The 19,454-nt window shown below is 57.5% G+C and carries 16 protein-coding genes; 8 read left to right on the forward strand and 8 right to left on the reverse strand.

Going from position 1 to position 19,454, the window contains the following annotated elements:
* Nucleotides 1-15 precede the first annotated feature (15 nt).
* The 4 genes from ubiG to yfaE all read left to right on the forward strand — a co-directional run bounded on the left by ubiG (nt 16) and on the right by yfaE (nt 4,870).
* Nucleotides 16-744 carry a bifunctional 2-polyprenyl-6-hydroxyphenol methylase/3-demethylubiquinol 3-O-methyltransferase UbiG gene (ubiG, locus tag KW828_RS15805; RefSeq protein WP_218337264.1) on the forward strand — a complete coding sequence of 243 codons (729 nt, stop codon included), beginning with the start codon at nt 16-18 and terminating at the stop codon, nt 742-744.
* 349 nt (nt 745-1,093) lie between these two features.
* A complete protein-coding gene (gene nrdA, locus KW828_RS15810) occupies nt 1,094-3,379 on the forward strand; it encodes a class 1a ribonucleoside-diphosphate reductase subunit alpha (protein WP_218337265.1) in 2,286 nt (761 codons plus the stop codon).
* A 106-nt stretch (nt 3,380-3,485) separates the two neighbouring features.
* Nucleotides 3,486-4,616: a class Ia ribonucleoside-diphosphate reductase subunit beta gene (gene nrdB, locus KW828_RS15815; RefSeq protein ID WP_088219240.1), complete on the forward strand. Its 1,131-nt coding sequence runs from the start codon at nt 3,486-3,488 to the stop codon at nt 4,614-4,616.
* The gene (gene yfaE, locus KW828_RS15820; protein ID WP_218337266.1) at nt 4,616-4,870 is read left to right on the forward strand and encodes a class I ribonucleotide reductase maintenance protein YfaE; all 255 of its coding nucleotides are present in this window, start codon (nt 4,616-4,618) and stop codon (nt 4,868-4,870) included. Before nrdB ends, yfaE begins: the two co-directional genes overlap by 1 nt.
* Before the next feature lie 150 nt (nt 4,871-5,020).
* On the opposite strand, the gene KW828_RS15825 is transcribed toward yfaE, so the two are convergent.
* Nucleotides 5,021-5,458 carry a helix-turn-helix domain-containing protein gene (locus tag KW828_RS15825; RefSeq protein WP_256350213.1) on the reverse strand — a complete coding sequence of 146 codons (438 nt, stop codon included), beginning with the start codon at nt 5,456-5,458 and terminating at the stop codon, nt 5,021-5,023.
* A gap of 342 nt (nt 5,459-5,800) precedes the next feature.
* Nucleotides 5,801-7,153, reverse strand: a complete 1,353-nt coding sequence (gene glpT, locus KW828_RS15830; protein ID WP_218337267.1) for a glycerol-3-phosphate transporter — start codon at nt 7,151-7,153, stop codon at nt 5,801-5,803.
* A 262-nt stretch (nt 7,154-7,415) separates the two neighbouring features.
* On the opposite strand from glpT, the gene glpA reads away from it, so the two are divergent.
* From glpA to glpC, 3 genes are read left to right on the forward strand one after another with little or no spacing between them, the layout of a single operon-like run.
* The gene (gene glpA / locus KW828_RS15835) at nt 7,416-9,038 is read left to right on the forward strand and encodes an anaerobic glycerol-3-phosphate dehydrogenase subunit A (protein WP_218337268.1); all 1,623 of its coding nucleotides are present in this window, start codon (nt 7,416-7,418) and stop codon (nt 9,036-9,038) included.
* On the forward strand, nt 9,028-10,284 hold the full coding sequence (gene glpB / locus KW828_RS15840) for a glycerol-3-phosphate dehydrogenase subunit GlpB (RefSeq protein WP_218337269.1): 1,257 nt from the start codon (nt 9,028-9,030) through the stop codon (nt 10,282-10,284). Before glpA ends, glpB begins: the two co-directional genes overlap by 11 nt.
* Complete coding sequence (gene glpC / locus KW828_RS15845) at nt 10,281-11,471, forward strand: anaerobic glycerol-3-phosphate dehydrogenase subunit GlpC (RefSeq protein WP_218337270.1); 1,191 nt, start codon at nt 10,281-10,283, stop codon at nt 11,469-11,471. Before glpB ends, glpC begins: the two co-directional genes overlap by 4 nt.
* A gap of 192 nt (nt 11,472-11,663) precedes the next feature.
* On the opposite strand, the gene KW828_RS15850 is transcribed toward glpC, so the two are convergent.
* Nucleotides 11,664-12,866: a nicotinamide mononucleotide deamidase-related protein YfaY gene (locus KW828_RS15850; RefSeq protein WP_218337368.1), complete on the reverse strand. Its 1,203-nt coding sequence runs from the start codon at nt 12,864-12,866 to the stop codon at nt 11,664-11,666.
* A gap of 92 nt (nt 12,867-12,958) precedes the next feature.
* On the reverse strand, nt 12,959-13,501 hold the full coding sequence (locus KW828_RS15855) for a YfaZ family outer membrane protein (RefSeq protein ID WP_218337272.1): 543 nt from the start codon (nt 13,499-13,501) through the stop codon (nt 12,959-12,961).
* Between the two features lie 249 nt (nt 13,502-13,750).
* Between KW828_RS15855 and katA the strand changes: the two genes are divergently transcribed.
* A complete protein-coding gene (gene katA / locus KW828_RS15860) occupies nt 13,751-15,202 on the forward strand; it encodes a catalase KatA (protein WP_371316133.1) in 1,452 nt (483 codons plus the stop codon).
* A gap of 44 nt (nt 15,203-15,246) precedes the next feature.
* Here the strand turns inward: katA and KW828_RS15865 are convergent, their stop codons facing one another.
* The 4 genes from KW828_RS15865 to menB form a co-directional block, all read right to left on the reverse strand.
* Nucleotides 15,247-16,173 (reverse strand): Rpn family recombination-promoting nuclease/putative transposase, encoded by a 927-nt coding sequence (locus tag KW828_RS15865; protein ID WP_218337274.1) that lies wholly within the window; start codon nt 16,171-16,173, stop codon nt 15,247-15,249.
* A 99-nt stretch (nt 16,174-16,272) separates the two neighbouring features.
* Complete coding sequence (menE, locus tag KW828_RS15870) at nt 16,273-17,631, reverse strand: o-succinylbenzoate--CoA ligase (RefSeq protein WP_218337275.1); 1,359 nt, start codon at nt 17,629-17,631, stop codon at nt 16,273-16,275.
* Nucleotides 17,628-18,593 (reverse strand): o-succinylbenzoate synthase, encoded by a 966-nt coding sequence (menC, locus tag KW828_RS15875; RefSeq protein WP_218337276.1) that lies wholly within the window; start codon nt 18,591-18,593, stop codon nt 17,628-17,630. The genes menE and menC overlap by 4 nt, the downstream gene beginning before the upstream one ends.
* Nucleotides 18,593-19,450 (reverse strand): 1,4-dihydroxy-2-naphthoyl-CoA synthase, encoded by an 858-nt coding sequence (gene menB, locus KW828_RS15880; protein ID WP_218337277.1) that lies wholly within the window; start codon nt 19,448-19,450, stop codon nt 18,593-18,595. Before menB ends, menC begins: the two co-directional genes overlap by 1 nt.
* Nucleotides 19,451-19,454: the final 4 nt, after the last annotated feature.

Raw genomic sequence — 19,454 nt, forward strand, 5'->3', positions numbered from 1 at the left:
GGAGTAAAAGCGCCCATGAATGCCGAAAAACCGTCGGTGGCTCACAACGTTGACCACGATGAAATCGCGAAGTTTGAAGCGGTCGCTTCCCGCTGGTGGGATCTGGAAGGCGAGTTTAAACCCTTGCACCGCATTAACCCGCTGCGCCTTGGCTATATTGCTGAGCGCACCGGTGGCCTGTTTGGCAAAACCGTGCTGGACGTCGGTTGCGGTGGCGGCATTCTTGCGGAGAGCATGGCGCGTGAAGGCGCTACCGTCACCGGGCTGGATATGGGCTTTGAACCGCTACAGGTTGCGCGCCTGCATGCGCTGGCATCCGGCGTAAACGTTGATTACGTGCAGCGCACGGTCGAAGAACACGCCACGACCTACCCGCAGCAGTACGATGTGGTGACCTGCATGGAGATGCTGGAGCACGTTCCCGATCCGCAATCTGTTGTGAATGCCTGTGCAAAACTGGTGAAACCCGGCGGTCACGTTTTCTTCTCCACGCTGAATCGCAACAGGAAAGCCTGGCTGATGGCGGTCGTCGGCGCAGAATACGTGCTGCGCATGGTGCCCAAAGGCACGCATGACGTGAAAAAGTTCATCAAACCGGCAGAACTGCTGGGCTGGGTCGATGAAACCGTCCTGAAGGAATGCCACATCACCGGTCTGCACTACAACCCGCTGACCGACAAATTCAAGCTCGCGCCGGGCGTTGACGTTAACTATATGCTGCATACAAAAGCACAAAACGATTAACGTTATACGCAATTGTTATGAGGATTGCGTGACAGGACGTTACGCAATTTTCTTACGCCGATGAAGAAATCAGCACTCGATCAAATTTCTTATTTTTTTTGCAAATGATTGACTTCCCCTGGAGGCCTTACAGTTCGGGGACTTAGCGATTCTTACCTTTTCGCAACCTTAAATTAACGCCAAAATCAACTCTTGTACTCAAAAGAATCCCAACTAGAATACTCACCATATAGCGTTTCTCTTATCGCAAACCCCCTATATGTAGTATTTATCCACAGAGTTAGCCACAGCGCGGACTTGTGGATAATCGGGGGATATTTTTTCTATTTCACGGACAGGTAAATCCCACATGAATCAGAGTCTGCTGGTGACAAAGCGTGATGGTCGTACTGAGCGCATCAATCTGGATAAAATCCACCGCGTACTGGATTGGGCGGCAGAAGGGCTGAATAACGTCTCGATCTCTCAGGTTGAACTGCGTTCGCACATTCAGTTTTATGACGGCATTAAAACCTCCGACATCCATGAAACGATCATCAAAGCTGCCGCCGATCTGATTTCTCGCGACGCGCCAGACTATCAGTACCTCGCCGCACGCCTGGCGATTTTCCATCTGCGTAAAAAAGCCTACGGCCAGTTTGAGCCGCCGACGCTGTTCAACCATGTACTGAAAATGGTTGAACTGGGCAAATACGATCATCATCTGCTGGAAGACTACAGCGAAGACGAGTTCCGCCAGATGGACGCGTTTATCGAACACGATCGCGACCTGACCTTCTCCTACGCTGCCGTGAAGCAGCTGGAAGGTAAATACCTGGTGCAGAACCGCGTGACTGGCGAAATCTACGAGAGCGCGCAGTTCCTGTATATCCTCGTGGCCGCGTGTCTGTTCTCGAACTACCCGCGTGAAACCCGTCTCGACTACGTGAAGCGTTTCTATGACGCGGTTTCCACCTTTAAGATTTCCCTGCCGACGCCGATCATGTCCGGTGTGCGCACCCCGACCCGTCAGTTCAGCTCCTGCGTCCTGATCGAGTGCGGCGACAGCCTGGATTCTATCAACGCCACCTCCAGCGCCATTGTGAAATACGTTTCCCAGCGCGCCGGTATCGGCATCAACGCCGGTCGCATCCGTGCGCTGGGCAGCCCGATCCGTGGCGGCGAAGCTTTCCACACTGGCTGTATTCCGTTCTATAAGCATTTCCAGACTGCGGTGAAATCCTGCTCTCAGGGCGGCGTGCGCGGCGGTGCGGCGACGCTGTTCTACCCGATGTGGCATCTGGAAGTGGAAAGCCTGCTGGTGCTGAAAAACAACCGTGGCGTGGAAGGCAACCGCGTGCGTCACATGGACTACGGCGTACAGATCAACAAACTGATGTACACCCGTCTGCTGAAAGGTGAAGACATCACCCTGTTCAGCCCGTCCGACGTGCCAGGCCTGTACGATGCGTTCTTCGCCGATCAGGACGAATTCGAGCGTCTGTACACCCAGTACGAAAAAGACAGCAGCATCCGTAAACAGCGCGTGAAAGCGGTAGAACTGTTCTCGCTGATGATGCAGGAACGTGCCTCCACGGGCCGTATCTACATTCAGAACGTTGACCACTGCAACACCCACAGCCCGTTCGATCCGGCTATTGCTCCTGTGCGCCAGTCCAACCTGTGCCTGGAAATCGCCCTGCCGACCAAACCGCTGCTGGACGTGAACGACGAAAACGGCGAAATCGCCCTGTGTACGCTGTCTGCCTTTAACCTCGGTGCCATCAACTCGCTGGACGAGCTGGAAGAGCTGGCGACCCTCGCGGTGCGTGCCCTTGATGCGCTGCTGGATTATCAGGATTACCCGATCCCGGCTGCTAAACGCGGTGCCATGGGCCGCCGTACGCTGGGTATTGGCGTGATCAACTTCGCCTACTATTTAGCGAAGCATGGCGTGCGTTACTCCGACGGCAGCGCCAACAACCTGACCCACAAAACCTTTGAAGCTATTCAGTACTTCCTGCTGAAAGCCTCTAACGAACTGGCGAAAGAGCAAGGTGCCTGCCCGTGGTTCAATGAAACCACCTATGCGAAAGGTATTCTGCCGACCGACACCTACAAAAAAGATCTCGACGCGATTGTCACCAAAGAGCTGCATTACGACTGGGAGCAGCTGCGTGAATCCATTAAAACGCACGGTCTGCGTAACTCCACGCTCTCTGCGCTGATGCCGTCTGAAACCTCGTCGCAGATTTCTAACGCCACCAACGGTATTGAACCGCCGCGCGGCCACGTAAGTATCAAAGCGTCGAAAGACGGCATTCTGCGTCAGGTCGTGCCGGATTATGAACACCTGAAAGACAGCTATGAACTGCTGTGGGATATGCCGAATAACGACGGTTATCTGCAACTGGTGGGCATCATGCAGAAGTTTATCGACCAGTCGATCTCTGCGAACACCAACTACGATCCGACGCGCTTCCCGTCAGGTAAAGTCCCGATGCAGCAGCTGTTGAAAGACCTGCTCACCGCCTACAAATTTGGCGTGAAAACCCTGTACTATCAGAACACCCGCGACGGTGCTGAAGATTCACAGGATGATATGGTGCCGTCCATTCAGGATGATGGCTGCGAAAGCGGCGCGTGTAAGATTTAATAAATTGCCCGGCGGCGCAAAGCTTGCCGGGCCTACGGATTAGGTTTTGTAGGCCGGGTTAGCGAAGCGCCACCCGGCGTATAATGGCAGGACAGGAAACACTCGCATGGCATACACCACCTTTTCACAAACGAAAAATAATCAGCTTCTGGAACCGATGTTCTTCGGCCAGTCGGTAAACGTTGCGCGCTACGATCAGCAAAAATATGACATCTTCGAAAAGCTGATCGAGAAACAACTCTCCTTCTTCTGGCGTCCGGAAGAAGTTGACGTCTCCCGTGACCGTATCGATTTCCAGGCGCTGCCGGAACACGAAAAGCACATCTTTTTAAGCAACCTGAAATACCAGACGCTGCTGGATTCCATTCAGGGACGCAGCCCGAACGTCGCGCTGCTGCCGCTGATCTCTATTCCGGAGCTGGAAACCTGGGTTGAAACCTGGGCGTTTTCAGAAACGATCCACTCCCGCTCCTACACCCACATCATTCGCAATATCGTCAACGATCCCGCGGTCGTGTTTGACGATATTGTTACCAACGAGCAGATCCTCAAACGCGCCGAAGGTATCTCTCACTACTACGACGATCTGATCGAGCTGACCAGCTACTGGCATCTGCTGGGCGAAGGCACGCACAACGTCAACGGCAAAACCGTGACCGTGAACCTGCGCGAACTGAAGAAGAAACTTTACCTGTGCCTGATGAGCGTGAACGCGCTGGAAGCGATCCGTTTCTACGTCAGCTTCGCTTGCTCTTTCGCCTTCGCCGAGCGCGAACTGATGGAAGGCAACGCCAAAATCATCAAGCTGATCGCCCGCGACGAAGCCCTGCACCTGACCGGTACACAGCACATGCTGAACCTGCTGCGCAGCGGCGTGGACGATCCGGAAATGGCCGAGATCGCCGAAGAGTGCAAACAGGATTGCTACAACCTGTTCGTGCTGGCGGCGGAGCAGGAAAAAGAGTGGGCGGAATACCTGTTCCAGGGCGGCTCCATGATCGGCCTGAACAAAGACATCCTTTGTCAGTATGTGGACTACATTACCAACATCCGCATGCAGGCCGTGGGCCTTGATTTGCCGTTCCAGACCCGCTCGAACCCCATTCCGTGGATCAACGCCTGGCTGGTGTCGGACAACGTGCAGGTGGCACCGCAGGAAGTAGAAGTCAGCTCTTATCTGGTCGGTCAGATCGATTCCGAAGTGAATACCGACGATCTGAGTGATTTCCAGCTCTGATGAGCCGTGTCACGCTACGCATCACTGGCACAGAATTGCTGTGCCAGGATGAACACCCGTCGTTGCTGGCGGCGCTGGAATCTCACCAGGTCCCCGTGGAATATCAATGCCGTGAAGGCTACTGCGGCTCCTGCCGCACGCGGCTGGTGGCCGGCCAGGTTGACTGGCTGACCGAGCCGCTGGCCTTTATATCCGCCGGTGAAATCCTTCCCTGCTGTTGCCGCGCCCGTGGCGACATTGAAATTGAGTTATAGCGCATCAGAATTGCCGCAAAATAATTAATTTCACGGATTTATTATTTCTGCCTGACGGCACTTCTCTGGGGTCCGGAAATAATATAAAAAAACCCTGAACACAACTGCTCAGGGTTAAAATCCTGGTTGACATCACTCACACAGGAATAACTAGCTCTCCTTTATTTCTTGCGGATGCTGATGGAGTTCATTCACCCGATAATAAATAGGTGTAATATCGACATAATTGATGCAGTAGCCACTTCCGCGAACGCTGGTGATAAAATCCTCTGGCAGTCCCAGTAAGCTCAGACGCCGATTGAGATTCTTCAGTACCTGCCAAAGCCGCTGGGTTGACGGGACCAGATCGTTCTCCTCCCACACCACGCGCAGGAGTTCTTCCTTGGTCACGATGTTCTGCCGCCCATGCTGGAGTAAATAGATAAATAGCTGCAACATCGTATGATTAAATAAGACTGAGCCGAACATAAAATATTTCTCAGTACTTCCCTGCGGAAGCCGGTACAGCCTTCCGTTGTCAATTTCGAAGTGAACTTCTTTGCCTATCACGTAGCCGTACAGCCGATAACCCATCGTGTCGTTGCTCATTTGTTTGGAAACTTGCAAGGATTGCCTTTTTTATTCCTGTTCATAGGCCATACTGTCAATGAGGTCGATTATATGGCTATGGGAATTAGTTTCAACATACAGGGAGAGGGTAATTTTCGCATAAGCCAACACAGGTCGACAAAATATTTACACAACCTAAGCAGAATATTAAGCATTTATCCGTGCGAAATGGACTATAAAAAGTCCAATCGCCAGCAATGTGATCGCTATCCGGATCATTAACTTTAAATATCAATTTGTGGCTTTTTTGCAGCATAAAATGCTAAGCGTAAAATTCGCGCAAAAAAATGCCCCTCCGGATGGAGAGGCATCGGGACGAACTTACCCGCGTTTAAGGGCTAACGCCTCGTGATGTCTTTTCTCACCGATCATCACCACCAGCAACAGCAATACCGCGATCACGCTGCCGCCAATCATCACCATAAAGCCGCCATCCCAGCCGAAGAAATCGACGGTGTAACCGACAATGGCGCTGGCCGCGACCGAGCCACCGAGGTAACCAAACAGGCCGGTAAAGCCTGCCGCCGTTCCTGCCGCTTTTTTCGGTGCCAGCTCCAGCGCGTGCAGACCAATCAGCATCACCGGGCCGTAAATCAGGAAGCCGATGACGATCATGCAGATCATATCTACCGTCGGGTTGCCCGGCGGATTAAGCCAGTAGACCACGGTTGCGATGGTGACCAACGTCATAAAGAACACGCCGGTTGCGCCACGGTTGCCTCTGAAAACTTTGTCCGACATCCAGCCGCACAGCAGCGTGCCTGGAATACCGGCGTACTCATAAAGGAAGTAGGCCCACGAGGATTTATCCAGCGCGAAGTGCTTCACTTCTTTCAGATAGGTCGGCGACCAGTCAAGAATGCCGTAGCGCAACAGATAGACGAATACGTTCGCAATGGCGATATACCACAGCAATTTATTCGGCAGCACATACTGCATAAAGATCTGCTTTGCCGTCAGCTCTTCTTCGGTTTTCTCGCTGTAGTCGTCCGGATAGTCATTCTTATACTCCTCGATAGGCGGCAATCCGCAGGACTGCGGAGTATCGCGCATCAGCGCAAAGGCAATGAACGCCACGACGATAGCCGCGAACGCCGGCATATAAAGCGCCGCTTTCCAGTCGTTAAACCACGCCATACCGAGCAGGAACAGCAGGGGCGGAATACCGCCACCAACGTTATGCGCGCAGTTCCACACTGACACGATCCCGCCGCGCTCTTTCTGCGACCACCAGTGCACCATGGTGCGTCCGCACGGCGGCCAGCCCATCCCCTGGAACCAGCCACATAAAAACAGCAGCACAAACATGACGGCAATGCTGGACGTCGCCCAGGGCACAAAGCCCATAAACAGCATCACGGCGGCGGCAAGGATCAACCCGGCCGGTAAGAAGACGCGCGGATTCGAGCGATCCGACACCGACCCCATGATGAATTTCGAAAAACCGTAGGCAATGGAAATGCCCGACAGCGCAAAGCCCAGATCGCCGCGGGAAAAACCCTGTTCCACCAGGAACGGCATCGCCAGCGCAAAGTTTTTCCGCACCAGGTAGTAAGCCGCGTAGCCAAAGAAAATGCCCATGAAAATCTGCCAGCGTAAACGCCGGTAATACGGATCGATCTGCTGCTCCGGTAACCGGGGTTGATGCGCGGCAGGTTTAAAGATGCTCAACATAAAAGCCTCCGTGGCATTTGTTGTTTCGTAATGAGTGAAAACGAACGTTACGCCGCCTCAAAAGGGTGCGGCGGGTGAAGCCTGGACGTTAACGCAGCAAAAGTCGCGTTGAATGTTACAGAAATATGACAAAGCGCTCATTTCACGCAACAAATGTTCATTTATTTTCGTTTCATGCGCGTATATGCGCGTAATCAAACAAACCACACCAGAAGTGTGGCTAAATGTGTCATAAAGCTCACTGGAATAGAGGGAAGCGAAAATGCGCAACGCGACTGAGTACGACGTCATCATTATTGGCGGCGGCGCAACCGGGGCGGGGATCGCCCGCGACTGCGCACTGCGCGGGCTGCGCGTGGTGTTGCTGGAGCGCCACGACATCGCCACCGGCGCCACCGGGCGTAACCACGGCCTGCTGCACAGCGGCGCGCGTTATGCGGTAACGGATGAAGAGTCGGCGCGAGAGTGCATCAGCGAAAACCAGATCCTGCGCCGGGTTGCCCGTCACTGTATTGAAGCCACCGGCGGCCTGTTTATTACGCTGCCGGAAGACGATCTGACCTGGCAGCAGCAGTTTATCAGCGCCTGTACCCGTGCCGGGATCGCGGCACAACCGCTGTCGGCAGAAGAGGCACGGCGCATCGAACCTTGCGTGAATCCCGCGCTTATCGGCGCGGTGCAGGTGCCGGACGGCACCATCGATCCCTTTCGCCTGACCGCAGCCAACATGCTGGATGCCCGCGAGCACGGCGCGGTGATCTTAACCGGCCATGAAGTGATCGGCCTGTTACGTGATAACGAGCGGGTAAAGGGCGTGCAGATCCGCCATCCCTCAACGCTGGCAGTCCAGTCGCTGTATGCGCCGGTGGTGGTTAACGCCGCGGGGATCTGGGGACAGCGCATCGCGGAATATGCCGATCTCAGCATCCGCATGTTCCCGGCGAAAGGCGCACTGCTGATCCTCGATCACCGCATCAACCAGCAGGTGATCAACCGCTGCCGCAAACCTGCGGATGCCGATATTCTGGTGCCGGGCGACACCATCTCGCTGATTGGCACCACCTCCACGCACATTGATTACCGCGATATTGATAACACCCGCGTCACGCCGGAAGAGGTCGAGGTGCTGCTGCGCGAGGGTGAAAAACTGGCGCCGGTCATGGCGACCTCGCGCATTCTGCGTGCCTACGCGGGCGTGCGGCCGCTGGTAGCCAGCGATGACGATCCCACCGGGCGCAACGTCAGCCGTGGCATTGTGCTGATGGATCACGCTGAACGCGACGGCATGGAAGGTTTTATCACCATTACCGGCGGCAAGCTGATGACCTACCGGCTGATGGCGGAATGGGCCACCGACGCCGTGTGCCGCAAACTCAACCATACCGCGCCCTGCCGTACCGCCAGCGAACCGCTGCCGGGTTCGCGCGAATCCACCGATCGGACGCTGCAAAAAGTGGTTTCCCTGTCGGCCCCACTGCGCGGCTCGGCGGTATGGCGGCATGGCGATCGCACCCCGGAATGGCTCGGCAACGCGCGTCACTCTCGCAGTCTGATCTGCGAATGCGAAGCCGTCACCGCCGGGGAAATTGAGTACGCGGTCGATAATCTCAACGTCCGTTCCCTGCTCGATTTACGCCGCCGCACCCGCGTCGGTATGGGCACCTGTCAAGGCGAGCTGTGCGCCTGCCGGGCGGCAGGTTTGCTGCATCGCCTGAACGTCACCAGCGAAGCGCAGTCCATTGCCCAGCTCTCCGCATTTTTAAATGAGCGCTGGAAAGGCATCCGCCCTGTTGCCTGGGGCGATGCGTTGCGGGAAAGCGAGTTTACCCGCTGGGTGTACCAGGGATTATGCGGTCTGGAAAAGGAGACGACAGATGAATTTTGATACGGTGATTGTGGGCGGCGGGCTGGCAGGTCTGCTGTGCGGCATCACGCTAAGCCAACGCGGGCAGCGCTGCGCGATGGTCAGTCGCGGGCAGAGCGCGCTGAATTTTTCCTCCGGCTCGCTGGATCTGCTCTCACGTCTGCCGGATGGCTCCGCGGTGTACGACACCGCCGCCGGGCTGACGGCGCTTGAGACCCTCGCCCCGGAACATCCTTACAGCCTGATCGGTGCCGGGCGCGTCTACCAGTACGCCCGCGAAGCGCAAACTTTACTGGCCGCATGCGGGCTGAAATTTCAGGGCGACGCCGCCGCACCGCACCAGCGCGTCACCCCGCTCGGCACGCAGCGCCTGGCATGGCTCAGCCCGCCGGAAATACCGGTGTCGCCGCGCAAAGGCTCGCGCATCTGTGTGGTCGGCATCAACGGTTTTGCTGATTTTCAGCCGCATCTGGCGGCGGCAGCGCTGCGTAAACAGGGATTTCGCGTGACGGCAACAGAAATCGATCTGCCGGCGCTCGACAAGCTGCGGGATAACCCCAGCGAATTCCGCGCGGCCAACATTGCCCGCCAGCTGGACCAGGACATGCATTTCGCTGAACTCTGCGCCGCCCTGCGCCCGTTGAGCGAATCGCACGACGCCCTCTGGTTTCCGGCCTGTTTCGGCCTGACGGACGATGACGTTTACACGCGGCTTAACGCTGAACTTTCCTGCCCGCTGCACCTGCTGCCCACCCTGCCCCCGTCGGTGCCGGGCATGCGGATGCAGACCCGGCTTCAGCAGCAGTTTATCCGCAGCGGCGGCACCTGGATGCCGGGGGATGAAGTGCTGCGCGCCACCGTGGATAACGGCGTGGTCAGCCAGTTGTGGACCCGCAAGCACGAAGACATTCCACTGCGCGCCAGGCACGTGGTGCTCGCCAGCGGCAGCTTTTTCAGTAATGGGCTGGTGGCGGATCGCAACGGCGTACGGGAAACAGTGTTTGGCCTCGACGTGCTGCACAACCCCGATCGCGCCAGCTGGTATCGCGATAACGTGTTTGATGCGCAGCCGTGGCAGCAGTTTGGCGTGCGCACCGATGCCACGCTGCGCGGGCGGCTACAGGGTGAAACCCTGCAAAATTTATACGTTATCGGTTCGGTGCTTGGCGGCTTTGATCCCATTGCCCAGGGCTGCGGTGGCGGCGTTTGTGCCGTCACCGCGTTACATGCCGCGCAGCAGATCTGCGCGCCGGGAGGTTCACAATGACCACCACCCAGTTTGACAGCTGTATCAAATGCACCATCTGCACTACCGCCTGTCCGGTGAGTCGCGTTAATCCTGATTATCCTGGTCCGAAACAGGCCGGGCCGGATGGCGAACGGCTGCGCCTGAAAGACGGCACGCTGTATGATGAGGCGCTGAAATACTGTACCAACTGCAAACGCTGCGAAACCGCCTGCCCGTCCGGTGTGAAAATTGGCGATATTATCCAGCGCGCCCGCAGCCAGTTCGCGCCGCGCAAACCCTCATTGCGAAACGCGATCCTCAGCCATACCGATCTGATGGGCACGCTGTCTACCCCGGTGGCGCCGCTGGTCAATGCCGCCACCGGACTGAAACCGGTGCGGCTATTACTGGATAAAGCGTTAAAAATCGATCATCGCCGTACCCTGCCGAAATACTCCCACGGCACCTTCCGCCAGTGGTATCGCAAACAGGCGGCTGCGCAGGCGGCCTTTAACGAGCAGGTGGCCTTTTTCCACGGCTGTTTTGTCAATTACAACCATCCGCAACTGGGAAAAGATCTGGTTCGGGTACTGAATGCGATGCAGATTGGCGTACAGCTACTGGAAGGCGAAAAATGCTGTGGCGTGCCGCTGATCGCCAACGGTTTTATTGAGAAAGCGAAAAAACAGGCCAACGCTAATATCGCCTCATTGCAGCGCGCCATCGGCGTAAACGGCCTGCCGGTGATCGCCACCTCGTCTACCTGTACCTTTACTCTGCGCGACGAATACCCGCATTTGCTGGATGTCGACAACAGCGCGCTGCGCCCGCATATCGATCTGGCGACGCGCTGGCTGTGGCGCAAACTGGAAGAGGGTCGCACGCTGCCGCTGCGTCCGTTACCGCTGAAAGTGGTTTATCACACGCCCTGCCATATGGAAAAAATGGGCTGGACGCATTACACGCTTGAGCTGCTGCGCAATATTCCTGAACTGGAACTGACGGTGCTGGAACAGCAGTGCTGCGGTATTGCCGGCACTTACGGGTTTAAAGCGGAGAACTATCCGACCTCACAGGCGATTGGCGCGCCGCTGTTCCGGCAGATTGAGGAGAGCGGCGCGGATCTGGTGATCTCGGACTGTGAAACCTGTAAATGGCAGATCGAGATGTCCACAAGCCTGCGCTGTGAACATCCGGTGACGTTGCTGGCGCGGGCGCTGGGTTAACCTAACCTTGCCCGGCGGTTCAGGCTTGCGGGTTCTGGCACGGGATTGAACTGACCTTGCCCGGCGGCGCTGCGCTTGCCGGGCCTACAATGGTGTCGCAGTCTCGTGATAATGAGATATGGGTATATGGGGGTTTTGTAGGCCGGGTAAGGCGTAGCCGCCACCCGGCGTTTTCCGACGTTTTCCGGCAAATTACCCGGCCGTAACCAACGTATCAACAACATTGATCCAACCGTGCTCGCTGGCGACATCTTTCCCCAGCAGCCAGCGGCGCAGCATATTCAGCGCCATCATCGCGCACACCTCCTGGCGAACCGTCAGGCTGTGGCGGCTGGTGCTGAACTGCACCCGCAGCGCATGAATACCGTCCGGCGTTGCCAGCGCGAAATTCAGGTGCTCATCATCCATTCCGCCAACGAATAACGCCAGCCCGGCCAGATGACGATCGCGTAACGCTGCGGCCCAGCGCGCTGACTGCTCAAGATTTTCCGCCTGCGACGGCAGCACTTCGCTCGCCAGCAACGGCGCCTCTGCGCGGGAAAGCTGCAAAGCCACCAGCCCGCTGGTGAACTGCTCGCTCAGCGTCAGGCTGAGCTGTCGCTCCCGCAACTGACGGGTGACCAGCGCGGGCAACCCTTCGGTGCCTTCAAAAATCAGGCTTTCACCCGCCACCCGTTGCACGTCCGGCCACAGCGCCTCCATTTGTTCACGCGCCTCTGCCGGGCCGGTGAGCTTGAGTTCAATGATCGGCATCGAGGAGCGATACCCCATCACCACGCCCGCGGGCAGTTGCAGGTGTTCAAGGCTCTGGGCAAGGTCGCTTTCGGAGCGGCCAAAGGTGGTGAGACGCAGGCACAGCGGCGGCGAGGGGAGCGTAAAGCGCTCGCGCAGGCGCGGCAGAATTTCGCGCTCGACCATCACTTTGAATTCGGAGGGAACGCCCGGCGTGAAAAACATCAGGCAGCGGTTAAGCTGCATGGCAAAACCGCAGGCGGTGCCGACCGGGTTATCGACCATCTCAGCACTGGCGGGGATCTCCGCCTGTTTGCGGTTGCTCGGCGCCATCACCCGGCCCCGCTCAGAGAAAAAGCGCTCCATGTGCGCAAGCCACGCCTCATGCAGCACCAGCCCCTCACCCGCTGCCGTGGCGGCAGCCAGCGCGCTGAGATCGTCGCTGGTCGGCCCGAGACCGCCATTTACGATCAGCACATCGGCATGTTCGCTGCGCTCACGCAGCATGGCGACGAGACTGTCGAGATCATCGCCAACGGTCTGGCGGCGCGTTAAGGGTAATCCCTGATTAAAGAAAACATCAGCCAGCCACGCGGCGTTCGTGTCCACGATTTGTCCGTGCAACACTTCATCGCCGGTTGACAGCATCTCCACGTTTAACATCATTTTCTCCAGCATTAGCGGTCAAAACACTATAACGCATGGCGGGGGAATGCAGGAGGGAAACTGGCGCGGCGGAGGGCCGCGCCGGACGATCAGAAGCTGGCGCTCACACCCACGTACGGGCCATCAGCCATTTTGCTGTCGCGGTCGCCGTCTTTGCCGCTCAGATCGATATAGCGGTAACCGACCTCGACGCTCAGCGGACGCAGCACCGAAATACGCGCGCCAGCGTTAGCTTCGGTGAAATCTTTCACGCCGCTGGAGAGGGAATCAGGGGAGTAATAATATTCACCAAACAGCTTAATGCTCTCGCCAATCGGCAATTGCAGACCGCCGCCTACTGCGGCCGCGTAACCTTCATCGCCTTCGTCCGGATTCAGGTAAACGCCTTTACCGCCCACGGTAGCCATAAAGGGCCCCAGCGGCAGGTTTAGCCCGAGGCCAAGACCCGCAATATCGCCGTGGTCGTCGTTATGCGCCCAGTTACCGCTCAATGCCAGGCCGCTGCTTTCGGTGCCCATTCCCACGCCAATGTTGGTGTAATCTTCCCCGGCCTGACCGCTGATGCTAATGGCATTTGCACCGGCTGAAATAAACAGCAGGCTGGTCAGCGCTAATAATGTACTTTTTTTCATTGTCCACATATCCACGTAAATTATCGTTAGATGTCCTGAAAAGCGGCGTCAGTGTACAGGGCTTTGCCATAACTCTCTGCACGAAAAATGGTTTTACCGCCTCGTTATCTCCTCAATGCTTTTGAGTATCTCTTTGATAGCCAGAGCCAGATTGCCCGCGATCAAGACTCCCGGTACAAACAATCCCTACAGTGATTGCTGACGTCTGACAGATACACAGCCGTTTTTTTGATTGCCACCTGGAGAAAGATGATGAGTAAAAAAGGATTAACCACCGCTGCCGGCGCACCGGTCGCCCATAATAACAACGTGATGACCGCCGGGCCGCGTGGCCCAATGCTGTTACAGGACGTATGGTTTCTGGAAAAGCTGGCGCATTTTGACCGCGAAGTGATCCCGGAACGCCGCATGCATGCTAAAGGCTCAGCCGCCTACGGGACGTTTACCGTTACCCAGGATATTTCCCGCTATACCCGTGCGAAACTGTTTTCAGAACCGGGTAAAAAAACCGATCTTTTCCTGCGCTTCTCCACCGTTGCCGGTGAACGCGGCGCCGCCGATGCCGAACGTGACATTCGCGGTTTCTCCATCAAGTTCTATACCGAGGAGGGGAACTGGGATCTGGTCGGTAACAATACGCCGGTGTTTTACCTGCGCGATCCGCTCAAGTTCCCGGATCTTAACCACGTGGTGAAACGCGATCCGCGCACTAACCTGCGCAACCCGACCTACAAATGGGATTTCTTCTCCCATCTGCCGGAAACGCTGCATCAGTTAACCATCGATTTCAGCGACCGCGGCCTGCCGCGCTCGTACCGTAATATGCACGGTTTTGGCAGCCACACTTTCAGCTTTATCAATCACAATAACGAACGCTTCTGGGTGAAATTCCACCTTAAAACCTTACAGGGTATTGATAACCTGATGGATGACGAAGCGAAACGCCTGGTGGCGGAAGATCGTGAAAGTTCGCAGCGCGACCTGTTTAACGCCATTGAAAGCGGGGATTTCCCGCGCTGGACGTTTTATGTGCAGATCATGCCGGAAGCCGAAGCGTCACAGATACCCTATAACCCGTTCGATCTGACAAAAGTGTGGCCACACGGCGATTATCCGCTGATCGAAGTGGGCGTGCTGGAACTGAACCGCAATCCGGATAACTACTTTGCGGAAGTTGAGCAGGTGGCGATGTCCCCGGCGAACGTCGTGCCGGGCATTGGTTTTTCACCGGATCGTATGTTGCAGGGCCGCCTGTTCTCTTACGGTGACGCGCACCGTTATCGTCTGGGGGTTAACCACCATCAGATCCCGGTGAACCAGCCGCGCTGCCCGTTCCATAACTATCACCGTGACGGCGCAATGCGCGTGGACGGCAACAGTGGCAACGGCCCGACCTATGAGCCAAACAGCTTTGGCGTGTTCCAGGAGCAGCCAGACTTCAGCGAGCCGCCGTTGTCGGTGGAAGGTGCAGCCGATCACTGGAATCATCGGGAAGATACGGACTATTTCAGCCAGCCCCGCAAACTGTTCGCCCTGATCGGTGAAGAAGAACGCCAGCGCATGTTCGCCCGTATCGCGGATGATATGAAAGATGTGCCTGAGTTTATCCAGCAGCGACAAATTGGGTTATTCAGTGAAGTGGATCCGGCGTACGGCGCTGGTGTCGCCGCCGCGCTGAGCGCTATCAACGCCGCCCGATAACGTCATGAACTGCCCGGCGGCGCAGGCCTGCCGGGCCTGAAGCGTCAGGACGAAGGTAATGAAAGATCGCCCTCAGTCAGACCGGTGATCTTTTTTACCAGCGAGAGATCAAGCCCACTTTGCAGCATCGCGTGGGCTATCCGCCGCGCCTCTGCCTGCCGACCATCTTTCTCGCCTTCCTTTCGCCCCTGCCGAACCCCTTTACGGCGTCCCAGCTCTTCAAGTTTTTGCGCAATAGTCATCAACGTATCCTTATGTTGAGGAGAACGGTGCGCCAGATGTCGAATAAAAGCCACCGGCGCGGTGGTATTACCGGCATGCAGTAAATAATGCATCAGCGCCCGCAACTGCCCGGAGGTAGTGTATCCCAACAGTAATAACGTCACCAGTTTGTCGACGAGAAGAGTGACATCCCGCGCACGTATATGTTTTTGCACGAGTTCCAGTAACGCCACGCGGCGATGCTGCATAATATCATCGTCCGACATAACGGTAATATCCACTAACGGAAAAACGCCGGTATAGAGTGCCTCTGCCAGCGCTGGCCGGGTGAATGCATCCAGCCAGCGCATAGACCAGGGATAAGGGCTGGTTTTACCCTGATAAAACAGTATCGGGATCACCAGGGGAAGATCATGGTGCCCGGCATCGAGATGTCGTTGCATGGCGGCGATCGCATAACGCATCAGGCGAAACGACATGTGCCTGTCCGGGGTACTTTGATGTTCGATCAGGGCATAGATATACCCATCCCCGTCGGTCATACGTAGCGAGTAGAGAACATCAGCATAATAAGCGCGCAGGTGCTCTTCAATGAAACTCCCGGATTCCAGTTGCAGCGTATCCAGACGACAGAAGTTAAGCAGTTCTGGCGGTAAATGGATTGCTAAAAAATCCCGGGCGGTTTCCCGGTGCATCATAAATTGTTTGAAAAGCGCATCGTGCGGCGTTGAACTACTCTTTTTTTGCATGGCATCCCTTGCCTGAAAGTGAGATCAGACGGGACTCTATCATGAGCCCTTGATGCAGCCAGCCCGGGGTTGCAAACTCAGAAGATGCCTCGCAAAAATTTACACCGTCGCCACCCAGTGCTGTAAGGCGCGGCGGGAGATTTTGATACCGCCCTGCGCCAGATGTTCGGGAAGCGCCAGCCAGCGGATCGGTTGCTGGAAACTGGCCAGTTTATCCCGGCACCATTCGGCGAGCGCTGACGACGGGTACCCCTCCTGCAAATCAACCACGGCGACGGATCGGTGACCGAATTCAGCGTCTTCTTTGGGAACGATAAAAACCTGCCGCACCTGCGGATGCGCCGCGATGATTCGCTCGACCTCTTCGGGCTGGATCCCCTCCCCGCCGCTGAAAAACAGATTATCCATGCGTCCGGGAATGGTCAGCCGCTCGCCCTGCAACACGCCGCGATCGCAAGTGGCAAACCAGCCATCGGCATTCACCAGCGGCACCAGCCTGCCTTCACGCCAGTAGCCCGCCGCCATGCTGGACGCACGCAGCCACACTTCACCATCGACGATTTTCACCTCGCGCCCTGGCAGCGCCCGGCCCACATCCGGCAGCCCGTCGGCTTCTTTGGCGCAGACCGTTGAAGCAAATTCTGTTAAACCATAGCCACACCAGCTGCGGATCCCGCGCGTGCGGGCAAGCTCGGTGAGTTCCACCGGGATCGCCGCGCCGCCCAGCAGCACGGCTTTCAGCGCCACGCTGACGTTGTCGTTGAGCAAACGCCACAACTGCGTCGGTACCAGCGAGGCGTGGGTACAGCCCTGCAATGCCTGCTGTAGCGGGATTTTTTCACGCACGGTGAGGCGCGCCCCGGCCAGCAGCCAGCGCCATAAAATCCCCTGCCCGGAGACGTGGTAAAGCGGCAGCGACAGCAGCCAGTCGTCCTGAGCCGCAAACGGGATCAGCGACAGCACGCCCGCCGCGCTCGCCAGATGAGCGTCAGGGGTGTGCACCGCCGCTTTCGGCAGACCGGTAGAGCCGGAGGTGAGCGTCATCGAGGTCAGCCGGTGAGCGTCCCAGGGCACGGCATAACTGCCGGAGAAGACGCCCATTTCCAGCCGGGAAAGTTCAGCAAATTCGCTCTCATCTGCCAGATCCAGCGCATGGCGCAAGGTCATCGACGGCAGCAGTTGCCGCAGTAACGTGTCCGGCAGCTGTGGATTCACCGGCAGAATGCGCGCGCCGCACTGCATTAACGCCAGCCAGGCCAGCAGCGTCCGCGGATGATTGCAGGCGCGCAGCATCACCCCGTCGCCGCATTGCACGCCCTGGGCGGCAAAGCCGCTCGCCAGCGCGTCCACCCGCTCGCACAGCGTCTGCCAGTTCAGCGTCTCATCGCCGAGGCGGATCGCCACCGCTTGCGGGCGCAGGTCACGCCAGTGTCGCCAGGGCCAGTCGTGGAAAATCACAGCAGCGGCTCCAGGGCGTCCATTTGCAGACAAGGCAACGCGCTGCCAGGCCAGCGGCGCAGTAATTGCGCCTGCATCAGGTTCAGCGTGTCGAGGCCCGGCATGGTGTCCGGCGTCAGCCAGCCGGCGATGCGCGCCAGCTGCGTTAAGCCGAGGCTGGATTCAAGAGACGAGCTGATCACCGCCGTCAGGCCGAGGGCATGAGCCGCGTCAACTTGCTGGCGCACTTTTTCGAGGCTACCGGTCAGCGTTGGCTTGATCACCACCGCCCGCACGCCCTCCTCTGCCATAAAGCTAAAATCGTCGTCGCGCAGGCTTTCGTCCCAGGCGATGGCGATACCGGTTTCGCGGGCAAAGGCGCGGGAGTCATCGCGGGTTTTGCAGGGTTCTTCGAGAAAAGCAATGCGCTGGCGATGCGCCGGATTTACGTATTTCGCGAACTGCCGCGCTTTTAGCGGCGTCCAGGCGCGGTTGGCGTCAAGGCGCAGCCGCAGTTCCGGGATCGCTTCGAGCAGCAGATTCACCACCATGCCGTCGCGCACCGCTTCGTACAGGCCGACTTTCACCTTCGCCACTTTTTCGCCCGGCAGGGCGGCAAGGGCGACGATCAGTTCATCGGGATCGCCGGTACACAGCGGCGCGGCGCGATAGTTACCTGCGGCGGGTAACTCATCGTGCAGCTCCGAAAGCGCGCAGCTCAGCCCAAAGGCGGCGGAAGGTACTGACGGCCAGGCGGGGTCATCGCCCGCCCGCCAGTCGGTTACCCACTCCAGGGCGGCGCGCTCTGCGTCCACCAGCGATTCACGACTAAAACCAGGCAGGGGGGCGATTTCACCCCACCCTTCCCGCTCGCCGTCACGCAGCTGCACCAGCAGCCCGTCGCGGGTTTTCAGACGCTGTTCACGCAGCACGACGCCCGCATCCATCGGCAGCTGCCAGCGGTAAACCTGCGCCTGACGCATTACGGATTCCGTTTGTATTTGCTGAAGTCCGGCTGGCGTTTTTCGTTAAACGCGTTGCGGCCTTCCTGACCTTCTTCGGTCATGTAGAACAGCATGGTGGCGTTGCCCGCCAGCTCTTGTAAACCCGCCTGACCGTCGCAGTCGGCGTTCAGCGCCGCTTTCAGGCAGCGCAGCGCCATCGGACTGTTTTGCAGCATTTCGCGACACCAGCGCACGGTCTCTTTTTCCAGATCGGCAACCGGCACCACGGTGTTGACCAGCCCCATCTCCAGCGCGGCTTTCGCGTCGTACTGACGGCACAGGAACCAGATCTCACGCGCTTTTTTCTGCCCGACGATGCGCGCCATGTAGGAGGCCCCCCAGCCGCCGTCGAAAGAGCCAACTTTCGGACCGGTCTGGCCGAAGATGGCGTTTTCTGCGGCGATAGTCAGATCGCACATCATATGCAGTACATGGCCGCCGCCGATGGAATAGCCCGCTACCATCGCCACCACCGGCTTCGGACAGGTGCGGATCTGGCGCTGGAAATCCAGCACGTTGAGGTGATGTACGCCGGAGTCATCCTGGTAGCCGCCGTAGTCGCCGCGCACTTTCTGGTCGCCGCCGGAACAGAACGCTTTGTCGCCTTCGCCGGTCAGGATGATCACGCCGACGTTGTCGTCGTAGCGCGCATCAGCCAGCGCCTGCATCATCTCTTTCACCGTCAGCGGACGAAACGCGTTACGCACCTGGGGGCGGTTGATGGTGATTTTGGCAATGCCATCGGTCGATTTGTGATAGCGAATATCGGCGTAGCCTTCAGAGCAGTCGAGCCATTCAACCGGGGCGTAAAGCATTGTTTCATCTGGATAGATCATAATG

It is taken from the genome of Enterobacter sp. ENT03 (genome assembly GCF_019218745.1).
Taxonomy (GTDB): Bacteria; Pseudomonadota; Gammaproteobacteria; order Enterobacterales; family Enterobacteriaceae; genus Enterobacter_D.

Excerpts from the sequence above, each read along its gene's own strand:
- ubiG (WP_218337264.1), top strand. The coding sequence starts at position 16 with ATGAATGCCGAAAAACCGTCGGTGGCTCACAACGTTGACCACGATGAA.
- nrdA (WP_218337265.1), top strand. The coding sequence starts at position 1,094 with ATGAATCAGAGTCTGCTGGTGACAAAGCGTGATGGTCGTACTGAGCGC.
- nrdB (WP_088219240.1), top strand. The coding sequence starts at position 3,486 with ATGGCATACACCACCTTTTCACAAACGAAAAATAATCAGCTTCTGGAA.
- yfaE (WP_218337266.1), top strand. The coding sequence starts at position 4,616 with ATGAGCCGTGTCACGCTACGCATCACTGGCACAGAATTGCTGTGCCAG.
- KW828_RS15825 (WP_256350213.1), bottom strand. The coding sequence starts at position 5,458 with ATGAGCAACGACACGATGGGTTATCGGCTGTACGGCTACGTGATAGGC.
- glpT (WP_218337267.1), bottom strand. The coding sequence starts at position 7,153 with ATGTTGAGCATCTTTAAACCTGCCGCGCATCAACCCCGGTTACCGGAG.
- glpA (WP_218337268.1), top strand. The coding sequence starts at position 7,416 with ATGCGCAACGCGACTGAGTACGACGTCATCATTATTGGCGGCGGCGCA.
- glpB (WP_218337269.1), top strand. The coding sequence starts at position 9,028 with ATGAATTTTGATACGGTGATTGTGGGCGGCGGGCTGGCAGGTCTGCTG.
- glpC (WP_218337270.1), top strand. The coding sequence starts at position 10,281 with ATGACCACCACCCAGTTTGACAGCTGTATCAAATGCACCATCTGCACT.
- KW828_RS15850 (WP_218337368.1), bottom strand. The coding sequence starts at position 12,866 with ATGTTAAACGTGGAGATGCTGTCAACCGGCGATGAAGTGTTGCACGGA.
- KW828_RS15855 (WP_218337272.1), bottom strand. The coding sequence starts at position 13,501 with ATGAAAAAAAGTACATTATTAGCGCTGACCAGCCTGCTGTTTATTTCA.
- katA (WP_371316133.1), top strand. The coding sequence starts at position 13,751 with ATGATGAGTAAAAAAGGATTAACCACCGCTGCCGGCGCACCGGTCGCC.
- KW828_RS15865 (WP_218337274.1), bottom strand. The coding sequence starts at position 16,173 with ATGCAAAAAAAGAGTAGTTCAACGCCGCACGATGCGCTTTTCAAACAA.
- menC (WP_218337276.1), bottom strand. The coding sequence starts at position 18,593 with ATGCGTCAGGCGCAGGTTTACCGCTGGCAGCTGCCGATGGATGCGGGC.
- menB (WP_218337277.1), bottom strand. The coding sequence starts at position 19,450 with ATGATCTATCCAGATGAAACAATGCTTTACGCCCCGGTTGAATGGCTC.